Annotated in this window: 15 protein-coding genes; 6 read left to right on the plus strand and 9 right to left on the minus strand. The window is 64.3% G+C overall.

The genetic code is table 11. The annotated features are described in order from the left end of the window. Positions 1-16 precede the first annotated feature (16 nt). Together AC5P7S_RS14880 and smrA are read left to right on the plus strand one after the other, a co-directional pair. Positions 17-1,579: a serine hydrolase gene (locus tag AC5P7S_RS14880; protein ID WP_065177449.1), complete on the plus strand. Its 1,563-nt coding sequence runs from the start codon at positions 17-19 to the stop codon at positions 1,577-1,579. A gap of 155 nt (positions 1,580-1,734) precedes the next feature. Further along, positions 1,735-3,567, plus strand: a complete 1,833-nt coding sequence (gene smrA, locus AC5P7S_RS14885) for a multidrug efflux ABC transporter SmrA (RefSeq protein ID WP_095379015.1) — start codon at positions 1,735-1,737, stop codon at positions 3,565-3,567. A gap of 58 nt (positions 3,568-3,625) precedes the next feature. Here smrA and AC5P7S_RS14890 read toward each other — a convergent pair whose 3' ends face one another. The 4 genes from AC5P7S_RS14890 to AC5P7S_RS14905 form a co-directional block, all read right to left on the minus strand. Further along, positions 3,626-4,750, minus strand: a complete 1,125-nt coding sequence (locus tag AC5P7S_RS14890) for a TraB/GumN family protein (protein ID WP_095379013.1) — start codon at positions 4,748-4,750, stop codon at positions 3,626-3,628. Continuing rightward, a complete protein-coding gene (locus tag AC5P7S_RS14895; RefSeq protein WP_095379010.1) occupies positions 4,684-5,661 on the minus strand; it encodes an LpxL/LpxP family acyltransferase in 978 nt (325 codons plus the stop codon). Before AC5P7S_RS14895 ends, AC5P7S_RS14890 begins: the two co-directional genes overlap by 67 nt. Then, positions 5,639-6,340, minus strand: a complete 702-nt coding sequence (locus AC5P7S_RS14900; protein WP_141239394.1) for a hypothetical protein — start codon at positions 6,338-6,340, stop codon at positions 5,639-5,641. The genes AC5P7S_RS14895 and AC5P7S_RS14900 overlap by 23 nt, the downstream gene beginning before the upstream one ends. A gap of 85 nt (positions 6,341-6,425) precedes the next feature. After that, on the minus strand, positions 6,426-6,599 hold the full coding sequence (locus AC5P7S_RS14905) for a hypothetical protein (protein WP_170944953.1): 174 nt from the start codon (positions 6,597-6,599) through the stop codon (positions 6,426-6,428). Between the two features lie 502 nt (positions 6,600-7,101). Between AC5P7S_RS14905 and agp the strand changes: the two genes are divergently transcribed. Next, a complete protein-coding gene (gene agp / locus AC5P7S_RS14910; RefSeq protein WP_242441389.1) occupies positions 7,102-8,370 on the plus strand; it encodes a bifunctional glucose-1-phosphatase/inositol phosphatase in 1,269 nt (422 codons plus the stop codon). 9 nt (positions 8,371-8,379) lie between these two features. On the opposite strand, the gene AC5P7S_RS14915 is transcribed toward agp, so the two are convergent. After that, positions 8,380-9,378 carry a polysaccharide lyase gene (locus AC5P7S_RS14915; protein WP_095379007.1) on the minus strand — a complete coding sequence of 333 codons (999 nt, stop codon included), beginning with the start codon at positions 9,376-9,378 and terminating at the stop codon, positions 8,380-8,382. Positions 9,379-9,522: 144 nt separating this feature from the next. Beyond that, positions 9,523-11,331 carry a DUF885 domain-containing protein gene (locus tag AC5P7S_RS14920; protein WP_095379004.1) on the minus strand — a complete coding sequence of 603 codons (1,809 nt, stop codon included), beginning with the start codon at positions 11,329-11,331 and terminating at the stop codon, positions 9,523-9,525. Between the two features lie 112 nt (positions 11,332-11,443). Between AC5P7S_RS14920 and AC5P7S_RS14925 the strand changes: the two genes are divergently transcribed. Both AC5P7S_RS14925 and AC5P7S_RS14930 read left to right on the plus strand, forming a co-directional pair. Next, positions 11,444-11,800 (plus strand): GFA family protein, encoded by a 357-nt coding sequence (locus AC5P7S_RS14925; RefSeq protein WP_053497067.1) that lies wholly within the window; start codon positions 11,444-11,446, stop codon positions 11,798-11,800. Then, positions 11,797-12,612: a DUF4349 domain-containing protein gene (locus tag AC5P7S_RS14930; RefSeq protein WP_005415830.1), complete on the plus strand. Its 816-nt coding sequence runs from the start codon at positions 11,797-11,799 to the stop codon at positions 12,610-12,612. The genes AC5P7S_RS14925 and AC5P7S_RS14930 overlap by 4 nt, the downstream gene beginning before the upstream one ends. A 31-nt stretch (positions 12,613-12,643) precedes the next feature. On the opposite strand, the gene AC5P7S_RS14935 is transcribed toward AC5P7S_RS14930, so the two are convergent. Both AC5P7S_RS14935 and AC5P7S_RS14940 read right to left on the minus strand, forming a co-directional pair. After that, on the minus strand, positions 12,644-12,937 hold the full coding sequence (locus tag AC5P7S_RS14935; protein WP_005415831.1) for a hypothetical protein: 294 nt from the start codon (positions 12,935-12,937) through the stop codon (positions 12,644-12,646). 68 nt (positions 12,938-13,005) lie between these two features. Next, positions 13,006-13,950 (minus strand): LysR substrate-binding domain-containing protein, encoded by a 945-nt coding sequence (locus AC5P7S_RS14940; RefSeq protein ID WP_005415832.1) that lies wholly within the window; start codon positions 13,948-13,950, stop codon positions 13,006-13,008. 115 nt (positions 13,951-14,065) lie between these two features. Between AC5P7S_RS14940 and AC5P7S_RS14945 the strand changes: the two genes are divergently transcribed. Then, positions 14,066-14,938, plus strand: coding sequence for a DMT family transporter (locus AC5P7S_RS14945; protein WP_095379002.1), 873 nt, complete (start codon positions 14,066-14,068; stop codon positions 14,936-14,938). 581 nt (positions 14,939-15,519) lie between these two features. Here AC5P7S_RS14945 and AC5P7S_RS14950 read toward each other — a convergent pair. Next, positions 15,520-16,422, minus strand: coding sequence for a peptidylprolyl isomerase (locus AC5P7S_RS14950; protein WP_095378998.1), 903 nt, complete (start codon positions 16,420-16,422; stop codon positions 15,520-15,522). Between the last annotated feature and the right edge of the window lie 102 nt (positions 16,423-16,524).

Raw genomic sequence — 16,524 nt, forward strand, 5'->3', positions numbered from 1 at the left:
TCGGAGATGGTGCTGGATGAAAACCTGGATCGGAGGAGCCGTGCTGCTGGCGTGCACGACCATGGCCAATGCGGCGACCCCGCAGCAGCTGCAGGACCTGGATGCGACCGTCGAGCGCGTGCGCACGCAGTTCGACGTGCCCGGCATCGCCGTGGCCGTAGTCAAGGATGGCCAGGTGGTGCTGGAACGTGGCTGGGGCGTGCGCGAGCAGGGCAAGCCGGAACCGGTGCAGGCCGACACCCTGTTTGCCATCGCTTCCAATACCAAGGCGTTCACCGCCACCTCGCTGAACCTGCTGGCTGAGGACGGCAAGCTGAAGATGGATGACAAGGTGATCGATCACCTGCCGTCGTTCCGCATGTCCGATCCGTTCGTGACCGGGCAGATGACGATCCGCGACCTGCTGTCGCATCGCAGCGGGCTGAGCCTGGGCGCCGGTGACCTGCTGTTCTGGCCGGCCACCTCCTACAGCAACGCCGAAGTGGTGGAGCGACTGGGCAGGGTGCCGCTGAAGGGCGGCTTCCGCGAGAGCTATGCCTACGACAACATCCTGTACGCGGTCGCCCAACAGGTGATCGAGCGCGTGTCCGGCATGAGCTACCAGCAGTTCCTGCAGACGCGCATCTTCGACAAGGTGGGGATGGCCGGCACGCGCTACAACGCCGACCACCTGAAGCCAGGTGACAAGGCGGCGGTCGGCCACGCCAAGTACGATTTCAAGGACCTGCGCACCGTTGCACCGCTGACCTGGTCGAACAATGCCGGCGCCGGTGGCATCTATTCCAGCGCGCACGACATGGCGCGCTGGATGCAGGTGCAGCTGGCCGGAGGCAAGCTCGCCGATGGCACGGTGCTGTTCAGTGAAAAGAGCCAGCAGCAGATGTGGCGGATGATCACCCCGCAGTCGATCCCGGCGCCGAGCGTGCCGGAGCTGGCACCGGCGCGGGCCAACTTCGCCGGCTATGGCGAAGGCTGGAGCCTGAGCGACTACCGCGGGCAGAAGCTGGTCTGGCACACCGGTGGCTGGCCGGGCATGGTCTCGCGGTTGACCCTGGTGCCCGGCGAGAAGCTGGGCGTGGTGGTGCTGACCAACCAGGAAGTGGGCGCGGCGTTCAATGCGATCACCCTGAGCGTGCTTGACGCTTACCTGGGCGGAGAAAAGCACGATTGGGTGGATGCCTATGCCAAGGCCGTGGCCAAGGGGCAGGACAAGGCCGACGAGGCCTGGGCCAAGCACCAGAGCGCACGCGACAAGGGCAGCAGGCCATCGCTGGCGCTGGCCGGCTACACCGGCAGCTTCCGTGACCGCTGGTATGGCGACATGCAGATCAGCGCCGAAGGCAAGGGCCTGCGCCTGCGCTTTGCGAAGACCGCGCAGCTGAGCGGGCGCCTGGAGCACTGGCAGCACGACACCTTCATCGTGCGCTGGGACGACCGTTCGCTCAACGCCGATGCGTTCGTGAACTTCAGCCTGGACCCGGATGGCAAGGTGCGCGAGGTGCGCATGCAGCCGATTTCCGACCTGACCGATTTCAGTTTCGATTTCCAGGACCTGCTGTTCACCCCGGTCAAAGAATGAGGGTCGTGCCGGCCGCTGGCCGGCAACCTCATGATCCCTGGAAACGTCGCGAGGTTGCCGGCCAGCGGCCGGCACTACCGGCGCCGCGGCATCGTCGGCCGGCGTACACATCCGGCGTGGGATACTCCGCCGGCTATTGATGGCGAGGGAATGCGATGTTCCGTTGGTTTGAATCCCTGATCCCGGTTTTCCCGCCCGTGGATGGGCGCATGCCACCGCGCAAGGTGCTGCCGTTCTACCTGCACTACCTGCGCCCGGTCTGGCCGGTGCTGCTGGCGACCCTGATTGCCGGCCTGCTGCTGGCGCTGGTGGAAGTGGCCATGTTCGACTACCTGGGCCGTATCGTCGACATGGTCGCCGAGCAGCCCGGTGCCGATTTCTTCAAGCGCCATGCCAATGAACTGGGCTGGATGCTGTTCATCACGGTCATCGCGCGGCCGATCCTGGTGGGCCTGCACAACCTGCTGGTCAACCAGGCGATCGTGCCCGGCCTGAGCAACCGCTCGCGCTGGCTGATGCACAACTACGTGGTACGGCAGAGCCTGAGCTTCTTCCAGAACGACTTCGCCGGCAGCGTCGCCAACCGGGTGATGCAGACCGGTACCTCGCTGCGCGAGTCGGCGGTACAGATGGTCGATTCGCTCTGGTACATCGTGGTCTATACCGGCACGGCGCTGTACCTGTTCGCGCAGGCGGACTGGCGGTTGATGGTGCCGCTGGTCCTGTGGCTGCTGGCCTACGCGGTGATCATGGTCTACTTCGTGCCGCGCGCGAAGGAACGGGCCTGGATTGCGTCCGAAGCGCGCTCCAAGGCGATGGGCCGCATCGTCGATGGCTACACCAACATTCCCACGCTGAAACTGTTCGCCCATGGCGGGCGCGAACAGGCCTACGTGGCCGAGTCGATCCAGGAACTGGCGGTCAAGCACCGCGCGCAGACCCGGGTAACCACCGGCATGGACCTGACCATCGCCATCGTCAACGGTTTCCTGATTGCCGGCACCTGTGGGCTCGCGCTGTGGCTGTGGAATGGCGGCCATATCACCGTGGGCGCGATCACGCTGGCGACCGGCCTGGTGATCCGCATCCACAACATGTCCGGCTGGATCATGTGGACCATCAACGGCATCTTCGAGGACATCGGCACGGTGCAGGATGGCATCACCACCATCGCCCAGCCGCTGACCGTGCAGGACCGCGGGGACGCGGTGCCGCTGCAGGTGACCCGCGGTGGCGTGCAGTTCCAGGACATCCACTTCCATTACGGCAAGAAGGGCGGCGTGATCGCCGGCCTCGACCTGGTGGTGAAGCCGGGCGAGAAGATCGGCCTGGTCGGTCCTTCCGGTGCCGGCAAGTCGACCCTGGTGAACGTGCTGCTGCGCCTGTACGACCTGGAGAGTGGCCGCATCCTGATCGACGGCCAGGACATCGCCTGCGTCACCCAGGAAAGCCTGCGCCAGCAGATCGGCGTGGTCACCCAGGACACCTCGCTGCTGCATCGCTCGATCCGCGACAACCTGCTGTACGGCCGCCCCGATGCGACCGAGGAGCAGCTGCGTGCTGCCGTAGCCAAGGCGCGTGCCGAAGCCTTCATCGATACGCTGGTGGACGGGCAGGGGCGTCGTGGCTACGACGCGCATGTCGGCGAGCGCGGGGTGAAGCTGTCCGGTGGCCAGCGCCAGCGCATCGCCATTGCCCGCGTGCTGCTGAAGGACGCGCCGATCCTGGTGCTGGACGAAGCGACCTCGGCGCTGGACTCGGAAGTGGAAGCGGCGATCCAGGACAGCCTGGATGAGCTGATGGGCGGCAAGACGGTGATCGCGATCGCGCACCGGCTCTCGACCATCGCGCGCATGGACCGGCTGGTGGTGATGGACCAGGGCCGCATCGTCGAGACCGGCAGCCATGCCGAACTGATTGCGGCCGGTGGCCTGTACGCGCGCCTGTGGGCGCGACAGACCGGGGGATTCGTGGCTGCGGAGCAGTAATCCCCAGGGGTGTGTATCGCGACGTGTCACAGTCCACTTCCATGGGTCTGGCCGAACATCAGTTCACGCTGGTCGGATAGCTTGGAGATGGCTGATCGCCAGCGATTGCTCCTGCATCGGAAGTGTATCCTTCTTCCATAAGCGCGGCGGCCATGCCTTTTGAATGGAGAAGGTCCTCCAATGGCAGGGTGGTGAAAACGATGTTGTGACGGGAAGTGGTGGAGCGAAGCGCTTCGAGCCAGTGAGTTCGGCTCTCGACATCAAGGTTCAGGTTCATCGTGTTTGCGATTGCATCATTGGTCAGGCGGACCCAACACCGAGAGGGTGATGATGGAGCGTGCAGAAGTACGTCTGCTTCAATGTCTCCATCCGCCCATGCACGACCGATTTCGTCGACTCGATCGAGCCAAGGCTGCAGGCTTGAAGTGGCATCTGCGAAGCACCTGCGGTCGAGCGCAGGATCAATGTGGAAATTCTGAATCGTCTGTTTGGCGGCCTTTACCGGCACAGAGAAGCGAGCGTCGACGATAGGCTTCCGGTGCCTTCGGGCTGTCTGGAGGATAGCCTTGGAAAGATGGCTGCCGGTCCTCATTCCGCTGGCCCTCAGTGCGGTGTCATGAGCCTTCCAGGCCGCGTACATCGGGCGCATTCTCTCAATGCTGGTGTCGCGCAGATTATAGCGATGCTTGAGCTCGTTCCATCTCGCATACTCGGCGCCCGTAAGTGCGTCACGCAGCGTTCTGTCGCCGTCGAGGAACTTGAGTTTGCGGATGGAGGGCCACAGCAAGAGGCCGCCAAAAAATCCGCCATCGTGTTCGAGTGTCACCCCTGGCGGGCTTAGAACCACGTCGGATGCTGAAATTGCGGCCTCCACGCTGCGGGTATCTATGAATAGGCCCTTCCTGAGAGGTTGAACCGTGCCCAGGACCAGCACGGTTGAATATCCCTTCGTGAACTTCCAGATGCGTGGCCCTGGCCTTGGAGGGGTCGCATGGACGGTGCGAAGGGGAGTAATGCTGGGCTCTTCTTGATCTCTGGCGTATCCATCGGCGGAAGAAAGCGCAATGAGAACAAGGCCTATCAATCCGATTGACGAGGTGCGTAGTCTATCCATGTTCAATCCAGGCATGCTGTGAACATGGGACGCGGATGGGTTCGCTGGTCTTTCGAAAACATGCTCCATGCCGCATCAACTGTGTCGGGGTGAAAGTGCGGGAACCTCGATCTCTGCAGGAGATGCTGTCGGATGTACTGCCAATAGATGATCTGAGGACCCATCTCGCGTTCTAGAAAGCGGAAAATCTCCAATGTGGTCCAGTAGTCAGAAACGTCTGATGGAACAGGCGCTGGCGTGTAGCTCGGATTGATCAGGTCTCCGAGAACAGCGGTTGCCTGAAAATCGTGATCAACGAGGGATACGACCGGCAGGACGCAACTCTCGGTTCTTCGCGCCATAGCGGCGGTGCCTAGCATGACGTCCAGGCGGCGGCCAAGAAATGGAATACAAAAGGCTTCTTCGCGTAGGCGGTGAACGTCGGGCATCATGATGACAGCTGCCCCGTTCTTCAGGGCGCGAAGTGCTGTAGCGATTCCTTTTGCATTCGAGTGGACAATGCCAGCGCGACATCCGGCGCGATCGAACAGTCGTCGATAGAGATCGTCGAATAGCTCGTTGCCGGAGTGGTTAGTTGGATCACCGTAGAAGATGTAAACATCACGATGGTGGCGAATGCTCTCCATCAGGCGGATGGCAGACAGGATGTAGTGGCCATGATGCGGAAGTGCGATCACAACTCCTCTGTCGCTCGGGAGCCTTTCATTGATTGACGAATAGTCGGAGCGATCAATGCAACCGATGGCTTCGAGAAGTGAATTGCGGTCAAGCTGTGCCAGTTGGGAGCTGATGGTGCTTTTCTGTTGATACCATCGATAGTATGAGTCCAGATCGAGTCCGCTCATTCTGCATGCTGAGTGGATAGCAACCCTTTCGCTGTCGGAGAGATGCAGGCCAAGCTGCTGCTCTGTCTGGATATCGTGTCGAATGGTCACAATCGGGGCGTACTGATCAATCTCACAGACCTGGCTGTTGCGCATCGCCGGGTTCCTTTCGTGGTTCCGATGCACGGTAAAAACTCTTCAGTTCTCCGTGGATCTGGTCAAATTTCATGGGATTGAAGTCTGGATGCTTCCAGTACATGTGCATCATGGCGGAGTGGAAGACGCGCTGGCGGATTCTGCTTTCGGAAAGTCGTGTGCCCGGCCGCCGCTGGATCTGTGCTGCTTCTGCGAGCCAGTTGCTGCCTATTCGGCGATTGGCATCCAGATGGTCCGAAAGGACGCGTAGCACGGAAACAAGAGGGGAACCGGGAGGTAACGATATTGCGCCTTCATGCGTGCATGCAATGAGGCGAAATCCGTGAAGGTTGTTCAGAATCGCCTCGACCAAGGATAGGAAACGCTGCTGACCTTGGCGTGATGTCAGGACCGGCGCGTCAACGCTGGATGTAAGTTGGTCGCTGAACACAACGATGATGTGGCGTCCCGGTTTGCGCTCCAGCTTGTGAAGAGACTCGGATGGGGCTATCGAGTATGCCGAGTCAGCACCAATGATCCCGGTGACCATTCCTCTGTTTGATAGGTCAATGGCACGGTCGATGCTGGAACGGGTCGTCGCCACAATGATGGCGGTCGACGATGTGTTATCCGTTGGGTACGGGAATATCGCATCGCATGGGATATTGGGCTGCTGGGGTGTTGATGCTCTGGTGCTCATTTTATTTCAGTTGCGTGTGATCTTGAGCCTGAATCCGGCAGGTTGGGTTGATGGCACACGTACGAGCCGTGTGCCATCACCTTCCTTATCGCGGATCTTCGTAATTGTTGGACCCGCAGCAGTCGCTGCTGAATGCCGCAACTTTGATGTCATCAAATTCGACTTCAAAGATGGTGTCCAGCGCGTTTGCGTTTGCGCCGGAGAATTTCATCCACGTTGCGACGGTTTTTGGATCCGAGAGGGTGGCGGATACATTCATGACGTAGTTCCTTTGTCGAAGATAAGTGGAAGACCGGGAGCTATTTCTCGGTCGACATCAAGCATGTGCCGTACGCGTGGCACTTGGCTGTCGGTAACCGCAGTCCTGTGCCGTAGGACTTTCACTCGGAACTTCGTGTGGGCCAAGCAGATGATCTGCCGCTCGACGTTTCGAACTCGTGGATTGATCAATGCCGGAGGGCGATCTGGACACAGGTAGAGGCGGGGCATGGCGTGTAGTCGTCAGATTCGCGCAACGTTTGGTGATGCTTGCGACCGGAAGTAGTTGGAGGTGCTGGAACCTGGTGCGCCCAGATACTTGGGGGCACGGTGGGCTTTTCACGACAAAAGACCTCCGCGTGCGGTTGAAGTCGGAACAGTTCGACTCTCTTGAGACTGCCGCTTGGTGGCGCTGCCGAGCGGCTGGACATCGCCATGGAGGTGCACAATGCAGGGATGCATCCGCAGGATCTGCGATACCCTTCGCACCGGAGAAGTGGATAATGCAGGCTCATCCGTTCCAGGTCACCGCGATGTATTTCCGCCTATTGCGTCGTCTACCGCTGGTGATGATGCTGGTCATGGCTGCACCGGGCATGGTAGCGAGTGGAGCGGCGGACGGTGTAGGTAATGACCAGCTCGAGCAGGTCGTCCTGCTCAGCCGCCACAACCTGCGCGCGCCGGTGGTGGCGTCGGGCGCCCTTGCCCATGCCACGCCGGAGCGCTGGCCACGCTGGGACGTAGGCCCCGGCGAGCTGACCACCAAGGGCGGCGTGCTGGAAGTCTACATGGGGCGCTACATCGGCCAGTGGCTGCGCCAGGCGCAATTGTTGCCGGCGTCGGGTTGCCCGCAGCCGGCTGACTTCCACGCCCATGCCAACAGCCTGCAGCGTACCCAGGCCACCGCGCAGTTCTTCATTGCCGGTGCGTTTCCGGGCTGCCATGTTGCGGTCGAACAGCGCATGGCGCTGGGGACGATGGATCCGCTGTTCGACCCGGTGATCCACAACGATGACGCGGCATTCCGCAAGCGCGCGCTGGCGGCAATGCAGCAGGCGCTGACAGCATCGGATCTGGCACCCGCACTGTCCGTGGTGGAGGAAATCACCCGTTACCCGCAGTCGGCGGCCTGTACGGGGCGCAGCGACTGTCATCTGGTGCTGGGCGACACGACCTTCAATGCGGAGCCGGGCAAGGAGCCACGCGCTTCGGGTTCACTGGCACTGGCCAGCGGTCTGGTCGATGCCCTGCTGATGGAGCATTACCAGGGAAGTGGCGTTCCGCGCGAAGGTTGGGGCCGCTTGAACACGGAAGGCCAATGGCTGGCGTTGGCGCAAATCCGCAACCGCTACCAGAACATCCTGTTCGGAACACCCGCGGTGGCGCGTGACTTGGCCGCTCCGCTGTTGGCGCGCGTGGATGCGTTGTTCGGTGATCCGGCGTCGCCGAAGGTGATCCTGCTGGTCGGCCATGATTCCAATATCGGTTCGGTGCTGGCGGCGATAGGAATCGGTGACTACAGCCTGCCAGGCCAGTTCGAGAAGACGCCGATCGGTGGCCTGCTGCAGTTCGAGCGTTGGCGTGACCGCCAGAGCGGTGGCGAGCGGTTCCGCCTGGCCTACGTCTATCCGACCACCGCGCAGCTGCGCGATGCATTGCCGCTGACCGAGGCGCAGCCGCCGGGACGCGTCGCACTGCCCTTGCCGGGCTGTGACCGGCAGGGCTGCAGCCGTGCGCAGTTCCAGCAGCTGCTACAGCGGGCCCGTCGCTGAAACAGGGGGCTATCGCGGCGGCGTGCGCACGATGCCGTGCGTGGCCATCAGGGTAAGGTCACCGCCCAACCGCGGCGAATGGAACGGTCCGCGTGCATGCGCGGCATCGAACAGGCCGCCATTGGGTGAGCGCAACCGGTAGAACTCGACCCATCCGCTGGCCTGCAGGGGCAGTTGTGCAACACCGGTCTGCTGGTTGAACCACGCTGGGTCCTTGCTGCCTTCGATGACGCGACGCGCCAGGCGGTCGATGGCGTGATTGCGTCTGGCGTACCAGTCCTGACCGCGCAGCCGCGCCAGCTCCGCCATCATCACCAGCGGCGTCAGCGCGTAGTCGTGGTAGTGCAGGGCACGTTGCCCGCGCGCCATTTCCAGCGGCAGGCTGCCATCGTCCTGGATGTCATCGATGCCCTTCTGGAAGGCTGCATGACCAGCCTGCCACAGGGTCTGGTCATCGGTGACCAGGCCGGTGGCCAGCACGCCCAGGCCGCCCCAGTAGTAGTGATTGTTACGGCGCCGTTTCGGGTTGTCCCAGTAGGCCAGGTTGGCCCTTGCCAGCTGCTGCAGCCACGGATCGATGCGCGCGCGCTGCTGCGGGTCGGCCTGGTCATGCACTTTCAGGTAGGCCATGGCCACCGCATCGAGCATCCACTGCCGCATGTAGAACGACTGATCGTTGTTGACCCGGATCATCTGCCCGAGCATGGCGCCCTCGTCGGCCCACGCACCCAGCCAGTTCAACGTGCACTGCGCCGCTGCCGGGTCACCGCTGCGCAGATAGTCGTCGCTCATGTGCGCCACGTCGGCGGCATAGCGGTCCAGCGGCGCGGTGGCATCCTTGTTCTGCTGGTGCAGTGCCGGGTCGATCACCGAGCCGGCCTTGTCGGTGTAGTAGCCCAGGGCACGGATGTCGGGCTGGCCAGCGGGTGGCGCAGGGCACGCAGCAAAGGCACAGGCGCTGGCCAGCAGTGCGGGCAGCAGTGCAAGGCGGAGCAGAGGGAGAGACATGGATGCCGGTGGAAGGGGAAGCCCGGCGAACGATGCGCCTGGCTCCGTTGCCGGCATGTGATGCGGCGATGGCGTGGCGATCCTGTGCAAACGGAACGGCCCGGGTTTGCCCGGGCCGCTCTCGTTCAACTCACACCTGCGCGATCACTCGATCGGCTGGTCCAGCATCAGCTGGCGGGCGAAACGCACCGGCGGTGCGCCGTAGGACAGCACCTGGTCGTGGTACGCCTTCAGGTTGAACTTGTCGCCCAGCTTCTCCTGCACTGCCTTGCGGGTGTCGAAGTGTTCCTGCGCACCGACGAAGTAGGTCGGCAGCTGTGCCGACGTCAGCTGCGCGCGCACCCACTTGCCGGCCGCTTCGCTTTCCTGCTGGAACGCGTCGTGGGTCATCAGGTGCATCGCCTTTTCGCGATCCCAGTTGTCCACGTGCACGCCCTGGTCGAGGATCGCGTTGGAGATGGTGCGCAGGTAGAACTTCAGCTGCACCAGGTGGAACAGCGGATCGTTGTTGAGGTAACCCTGCTCCTGCATCATGCGCTCGGTGTAGACCGCCCAGCCTTCGGCGAACAGGCCTGAACGCAGCACCGCACGCAGGGTCGAGGGGAACTTGGCCGAGTGCCAGCCTTCCAGGTAATGGCCCGGAGTACCTTCATGGATGCTGAGCAGGTGGATCATGCGCGAGTTGTACTCACGCAGGAACGAGTCGACCTGTTTCTCGTTCCAGTCGTCCGGAATCGGCGACACGGCGTAGAAGGTCTTCAGGTTCTTGTCCAGCGGGCCCGGCGAATCGCAGTAGGCCACGGCCACGCCACGCTGGAATTCCGGCATCAGGATGATGTCCACCGGCGCATCGGGCAGCGTCATCAGATCGTGCTCGCGTACGAACGCGGTGGACTGCTCCAGCGCGGCCTTGGCATCGTCGACCACCTTGTCGCGTGCCGGCTTGTCGGCGTAGGCCAGTTCCAGCGCGGCCTCGATCGCCTTCTGCTGCTGCTCGTCGGTCGGCTGGGCCGGCATCTCAGGTGCACCCGGCTTGTCCTTCAACACGGTCTGCGCGATGCCGTACATGTCCTCGCGCACGCGCTTGAGTTCGGCGCGCGCACGCTCACCGATCTCCTGGCGCGTCAGCGAGGAGCTCAGCGCGAATTTCAGCTTCTGGTCGTATTTCTCCGCACCGATGCGGAAGTCGCCCTTGGCGTTCGGTACCAGGGTCTTGTCCAGCCAGGTCTGCTGCTCGTCCACGGCCTTCTTCAGGCCGTCGATGGCCGCTTGCAGACGCTGCTGGTCGGCCTGCGGCAGTTCGCCGATGTGCGGGGTGATGAAGGTATCGACGATGCTGAGGATGCCCTTGTTCTGCTTGGCAACGGTCTCGGCGTGGATCTTCGGCACGCGGGCCGGGTCCAGGTTCTCGCGGGCCTGGGCGAAGATCGCCGGCAGCTTCTCCATGCGCGCGGTGGCCGCCTTCAGGCGCTCCGGCAGCGGTGCGAACTCGCGCGCCATCAGGCCGTAGATCGCGCTGCCGGCGACGCCGTTGTACAGCTGCGGGTCCCACTTGCCGGACTGCAGCACTTCGGCGTTCCAGATTTCCGACTGCAGCTGGTTGCGCAGGATCGCTGCGTCCACCTGGTTCTCACGGCCCAGCTTGGCCACCGCGATCTTGTCCAGCTCGCCCAGCAGCGCCTTGTAGGCGGCCACGGTCTTCTGCTGGCCGGCGGCACTCAGGTCGTCCAGCTCGCTGTCGTAGCGGTGGTCACCGATCTGGGTGGCGCTGACTGGCGACAGCTGCATCCAGGTGTCCAGCGCGCGCTTGGACAGATCGGCGAAGGCGGCGTCGACCGCCGCGTCACCGGCCTGCTGGCTGGCGGCCGGGGTGGAAGCATTGGTCGGGGCGTCGGCCGGCTGGCAACCGGCCAGCGCGGCGACCAGGGCGAGGGCAAGAAGATGCGGGCGCATCGGCATTCCTGTACGGGGTCAAACCCTGAGCATAGGGCCCCGTCGCTGCTTTGTCCCCGTGCCATAGGATTACCATGAGCGGATTCAAGGACCCTCCAAAGGAGCGCAGGACATGGAATACCAAGGAAGCTGTCATTGCGGCAGGATCGCATTCACCGTACAGGCCGAGGCGCCGATCAGCGACGTCATCGACTGCAACTGTTCGATGTGCCGGCGTCGCGGCAGCCTGCTGTGGTTCGCCCCGCGTGCGGCGTTCCAGCTGGCCACCGATCCGGCTGACGTGGCCACCTACCACTTCAACAAGGCCCACATCGACCACCACCACTGCCGCCAGTGTGGTATCGCTCCCTACAGCGAAGCGGTCGACCCTCGCACCGGCACACCGATGGTGGCGGTGAACGTGCGCTGCGTGCCGCAGGTGGATCTGGCTGGCCTTTCGGTGACCTCCTACGACGGAGCGGCACTGTGAGGCCGGTGCGAGCGTGGACGCGCAGGGCGGCGCTGCCGGTACTGCTGCTGGCGCTGGGCGCCTGCGCCAAGCAGGGCGACATGGTGGGGGATGCGGGCGCCACGGCCGCGGAGGCGGCCATCGCTTCGCCGGAAGGCGCCTTCCTGGCCTACGAACATGACGTGCAGGTGCAGCTGGAAGCGGCGCAGATCGCACCGCGCATCCAGCAGATCGCTCAGGCCTGCCAGAGCGCGAAGTTCGGTGACTGTGCAGTGTTGCAGGTCGAGCAGCACGGCGGCGAGCAGCCCAGCGGTGAAGTGAAGGTGCGCATCGCCCCGAAGGGCACCGAGCCGCTGATCGCGATGGCTGGTGAAGGCGGCAAGCTGCAGTCCCGCAATACGCGCGCCGAGGATCTCGCGCAGGCGGTGGCCGACACGGCATTGACCAAGGCGCGGCTTGAAAAGGAGCACGCCCGCCTGCTGTCCTACCAGGACCGCAAGGACCTGAAGGTCGAAGACCTGATGGCGATCACCACGCGCCTGTCGGAGATCGAGGCGGGTGTCGAGCAGGCCAACAAGGACGCCGCGCAGCAGCGTCGGCGCATCGATACCCAGCTGGTGGCGATCCACTTCGACACCACCTCTGGCCAGCGCAGCCGCAGCGAGATCGGCGAGGCGCTGAGCGAGTCGGGCAGCATCCTCAGCACCAGCATTGCGTTCCTGATCCGCGCTGCTGCCGCGCTGCTGCCGGTGGCGGTGCTGGCCTTGATCGCGGCCTGGGGTGTGCGGGCATGGTGGCGTCGCCGCCGTCGCAAGCTACCGCCCAACCCCTGAGATGAAGGCCGATGCCGGCCGTCAGCCGGCATCAGCCCTCGTCGGTCTCGTACTCGACGAACACATCGAGCTCCAGCGCCAGTTCCTGCACCGCATCGCGCACCTTCTGCGCGGTGCTTTCATTGCCGACTTCCACTTCCAGCTCGTGGATGCCCGGGCCGATGTCATCGGACAGCCCGGCCGAACTGGAATCGTCGTCGTCCATGTGCGGCATCAGGTCGTCGGTTTCTTCGACATGTTCGATGCCGTCCAGGCCGAGCAGCAGGTCGCTGATGGCGCGGGCGTCGTCTTCGGTTCCGGTGATGCGCAGTCGCAGCATGGCCATGGCATAGGTACGTTGTGGGTTCGCCAGCAGCCTAGCCAGCGTGAGGCAAAGAACGGGTGAGGGCGCAGTCAGGCGTGCGTTGCCGGCCGCCCGAGCAGGCTGTCCGGCAATGCCGGGATCGGCGTGCGCTCGTCCTGCGCCTGTTCCAGCAACCAGTCGATGAACAGGCGCGCGGCCGGGCTCGGCGGTTGCCCTTCTGCGTGCACCACGTGATAGGCATAGCGCGCCTTCAATGCCGGGCCGGGCAGGCGTACCACCTCGTAGCGCTGCAGGTAGGGCTGGGCGATGTGGGTGCGCGCCAGCACCGCGCCCATGCCATACACCGCTGCACGCATCGCGTCGGTGCTGTCGGCGAAGGTGTGCATCGGCGGCATCGGCGACGGCGGGCGCGCGCCGGCGTGGCGGAACCAGTCGCGCCAGCCCTGCGGCGACAGGTCGGTCAGCAGCGGCAGCTCGGCGATGCGCGCCGGATCGACCAGCGTTTCGACCCCGGCCAGTGCCGGTGAGGCCACCGGGAACAGGTAGTCATCCATCAGGTGCTGCGCACGCAGGCCCGGCCATTGGCCCAGCCCGTAGCGGATGCCGACTTCCGGTCCGTTGTCGTCGTAGCGATCCAGCCCGCTGCCGGTGTGCAGCTCGATGCGGATGTGTGGATAGGCCTGGGTGAAGCGTGGCAGTCGCGGCAGCAGCCAGCAGTACGAGAGCGAGCGCAGCGTGGTGATCCGCAGCGGCACGCTGTCGGCATCCGGTTGCAGGTGATGGGCCACCGCCGCGACATCGGTGAAGGCGGCGCTGGCGGCGTCGGCCAGCTGCCGACCCTCGGCGGTCAGGCGCACGCCGCGGGCGTGGCGCAGGAACAGGCGAACTTCAAGTACTTCTTCCAGGCGGCGCACGTGGTGACTGACCGCGCTGGCGGTCAGGTGCAGCTCCTGCGCGGCCTGGGCGAAATTCTGGTGGCGTGCGGCGACCGCGAACACGGCCAGTGCGGGGAGCAGGGAAGGACGGAGCAGCATGTCGAGCCTCAAACCATATTTGTGGCTGACAGCGATACTACGCGCTTGTGCGGCGGGCGTCTGCGCCTGATCCTGTCTGCCTTGGCGAGGAACAGACGATGGACGGAGGCAGGACATGAATGCGATCCCACAGGCGGCCGAGCGCGACTGGCGCACGCCGCTGGAATTGACCCTGCTGGGCGCCATCTGGGGCTGCTCGTTCCTGTTCATGCGGGTGGCGGTGCCGTCGTTCGGCCCATTCGCGCTGGTCGAGGTACGGCTGGTGCTGGGCGCGCTGGTGCTGCTGCCGTTCCTGTGGCGCGCCCGCGCGCAGTTCCCGCCGCGGCGCTGGCTGTGGTTGGCACCGATCGGCCTGATCAACTCAGCGCTGCCGTTCGTGCTGTTTGCCTATGCCGCCGAGCAGGCGCCGGCCGCGATCGGTGCGATCTGCAATGCGATGACGGTGCTGTTCGCTGCGCTGATCGCGTTCCTGTTCTTCGGCGAGAAGATAGGCATGCGCCGCGCCGGCGCCTTGCTGGTTGGTTTCGCCGGCGTGGTGGTGCTGGCCACCGCCAAGGTGTCCGGCCTGAGTATTGGTACCGCAGTGATCGCCGGCGCTGCGGCGTCGTTGCTGTACGGGCTGGGCGTGAACCTGGTGAAGCGGCACATGACCGGCCTGCCATCGGCCGCGGCGGCGGCAGCCACGCTGTCGTGTGCCTCGCTGTGGATGCTGCCGATGGCGGTGACGCACTGGCCACAGGCCGCCATTCCGCTGAAGGCCTGGGGTGCAGCGATCGCCTTGGGCGTGGCCTGCACCGGCCTGGCATTCCTGATGTTCTATCGCCTGATCGGTCGTATCGGCCCGTCGCGGGCGTCGACGGTGACCTACCTGATTCCGTTGTTCGGTGCGGCGTTTGCGTGGTTGTTCCTGGGCGAGGCGGTGACGATACAGATGTTGGTGGCGGGGGCGTTGATTCTGGGGAGCGTGGCGGTGAGTCAGAAGGGCTGAGGCGTTGGCGTTTTGCGCGTGGCGCGTGCTGAAGGTGCTTCATTGTTCATGGGCGTCACTTTTCTTTTCGCGCGAAAAGAAAAGTAACCAAAAGAAACGCGCCGCCAGGTCGCGAGCCGCCGCGCTTCGCACGTCGGTCCCCTGCGCTTCTCGGTGAATCAGGGGACGGTGCCGAACTCGCTGCGCTCAGACATCGGCACCTCTTCGCCCCTGATTCCCCTGCGATGCTCGGCTCGCTCAAGGCGGACCCAAGGTCAAGAGCCACAGCTGCACGACGATGCTTGGTAGTGCCGGGCCGGGCCCGGCGAGCGAAGCGACCGCTTCTGCCTTTGATCTTGGATCCGCCTTGAGCGAGCCGAGCACCGCAGGTCCGGCGAGGGCGAAGAGGCGCGGGTGTCTGAGCGCAGCGAGTTCCCGCGCCGTCCCTCGACGGGCCGAGGAGCGCAGGGTACCGGCGCGCAGCGCCGGCTCGCGACCGGCGGAACGTTTCTTTTGGTTACTTTTCTTTGCGTACAAAGAAAAGTAACGCCCATGAACAGTGACGTACCTTCAGCACGCGCAACGCGCAGCAAGCCAGGCTCCTACCGCACCGGCACCGGAATATTGCAGAGATCGATATGCCCCGCCGGGCGCTTGTAGAAATCATCCACGCGGTTGCGCCGCGCCTCCACCGTATCGGCGAAGGTCTTCGAATCGGTGCGCAGTACCTGGATCGGCGTGCGCTCGGCCGCCGGCACGTCGCTGGCACGGCGGATCGACACGATCGGCGTGCGCAGCTTCGGGTCGGTGTAGAAGCCCATCGGCGCCGGTCCGCGCGGGGTCGCGCTGAGCAGTTCCATGCCCTTCAGCACGCGGCCGACCAGGGTGATGTTGCGGTCGAGCTGGCGCGGTGACTGGCCGGTCACCACGTAGAGTTCGGCACCGATGCTGCTGTCTTCCTCGTTGCTGCGGCCGGCGCCCAGCATGCCGTAGCAATGTGCCAGCCAGGCCTTGCCGGCCTGCGGGTCCTGGCCGACCGGGAAGCCGTCGACGAAACCGGTCTGCGCGGCCCAGCCATCGCGATCCGGCAGCACGCTGACCTTCAGGCCAGCGCTGGCGCGCTCGAATTCAGCCGGCAGCTTGCGCGCGGCGCTGCCGAACGGCTTGGCCTTGGCCGCGTTATCGGCGTCGGCATCGCCGAACTGCACCACGAAGTTGTCCTGAGAGCGGTAGATGCTGGTGCCGTCCCAGAAGTGCTCGTGGGCGAAGGTCTGGATGTTGGCCACATGCCGCGGGGCGAACTGCGGTGCCAGCTCGATGATCACGCGCCCGGCGGGCAGGTCCATGTACAGCAGGTTGGCCGGGTCCGGCGTGCGCCAGTCGCTGGCCGCCGAGGCATCGAGGATCTGCTGCGGGCTGCGGTACGGGGCGGCAGCGCTGGCCAGCGAGGGCAGCAGGCAGGCCAGGGCGAGGGTGGTCAGTGCAAGGCGACGGCGGTGCGGCATGGGAACCCCGGAACATGAACGAGGGTTCGATTCTGCGCGAGCAATCCGGTCACGCCAACCGGCAGAGTGACTAACGACACATTCGCTATACCGAACTTCGCA

It is taken from the genome of Stenotrophomonas sp. YJH_SMC_32, from assembly GCF_059369975.1.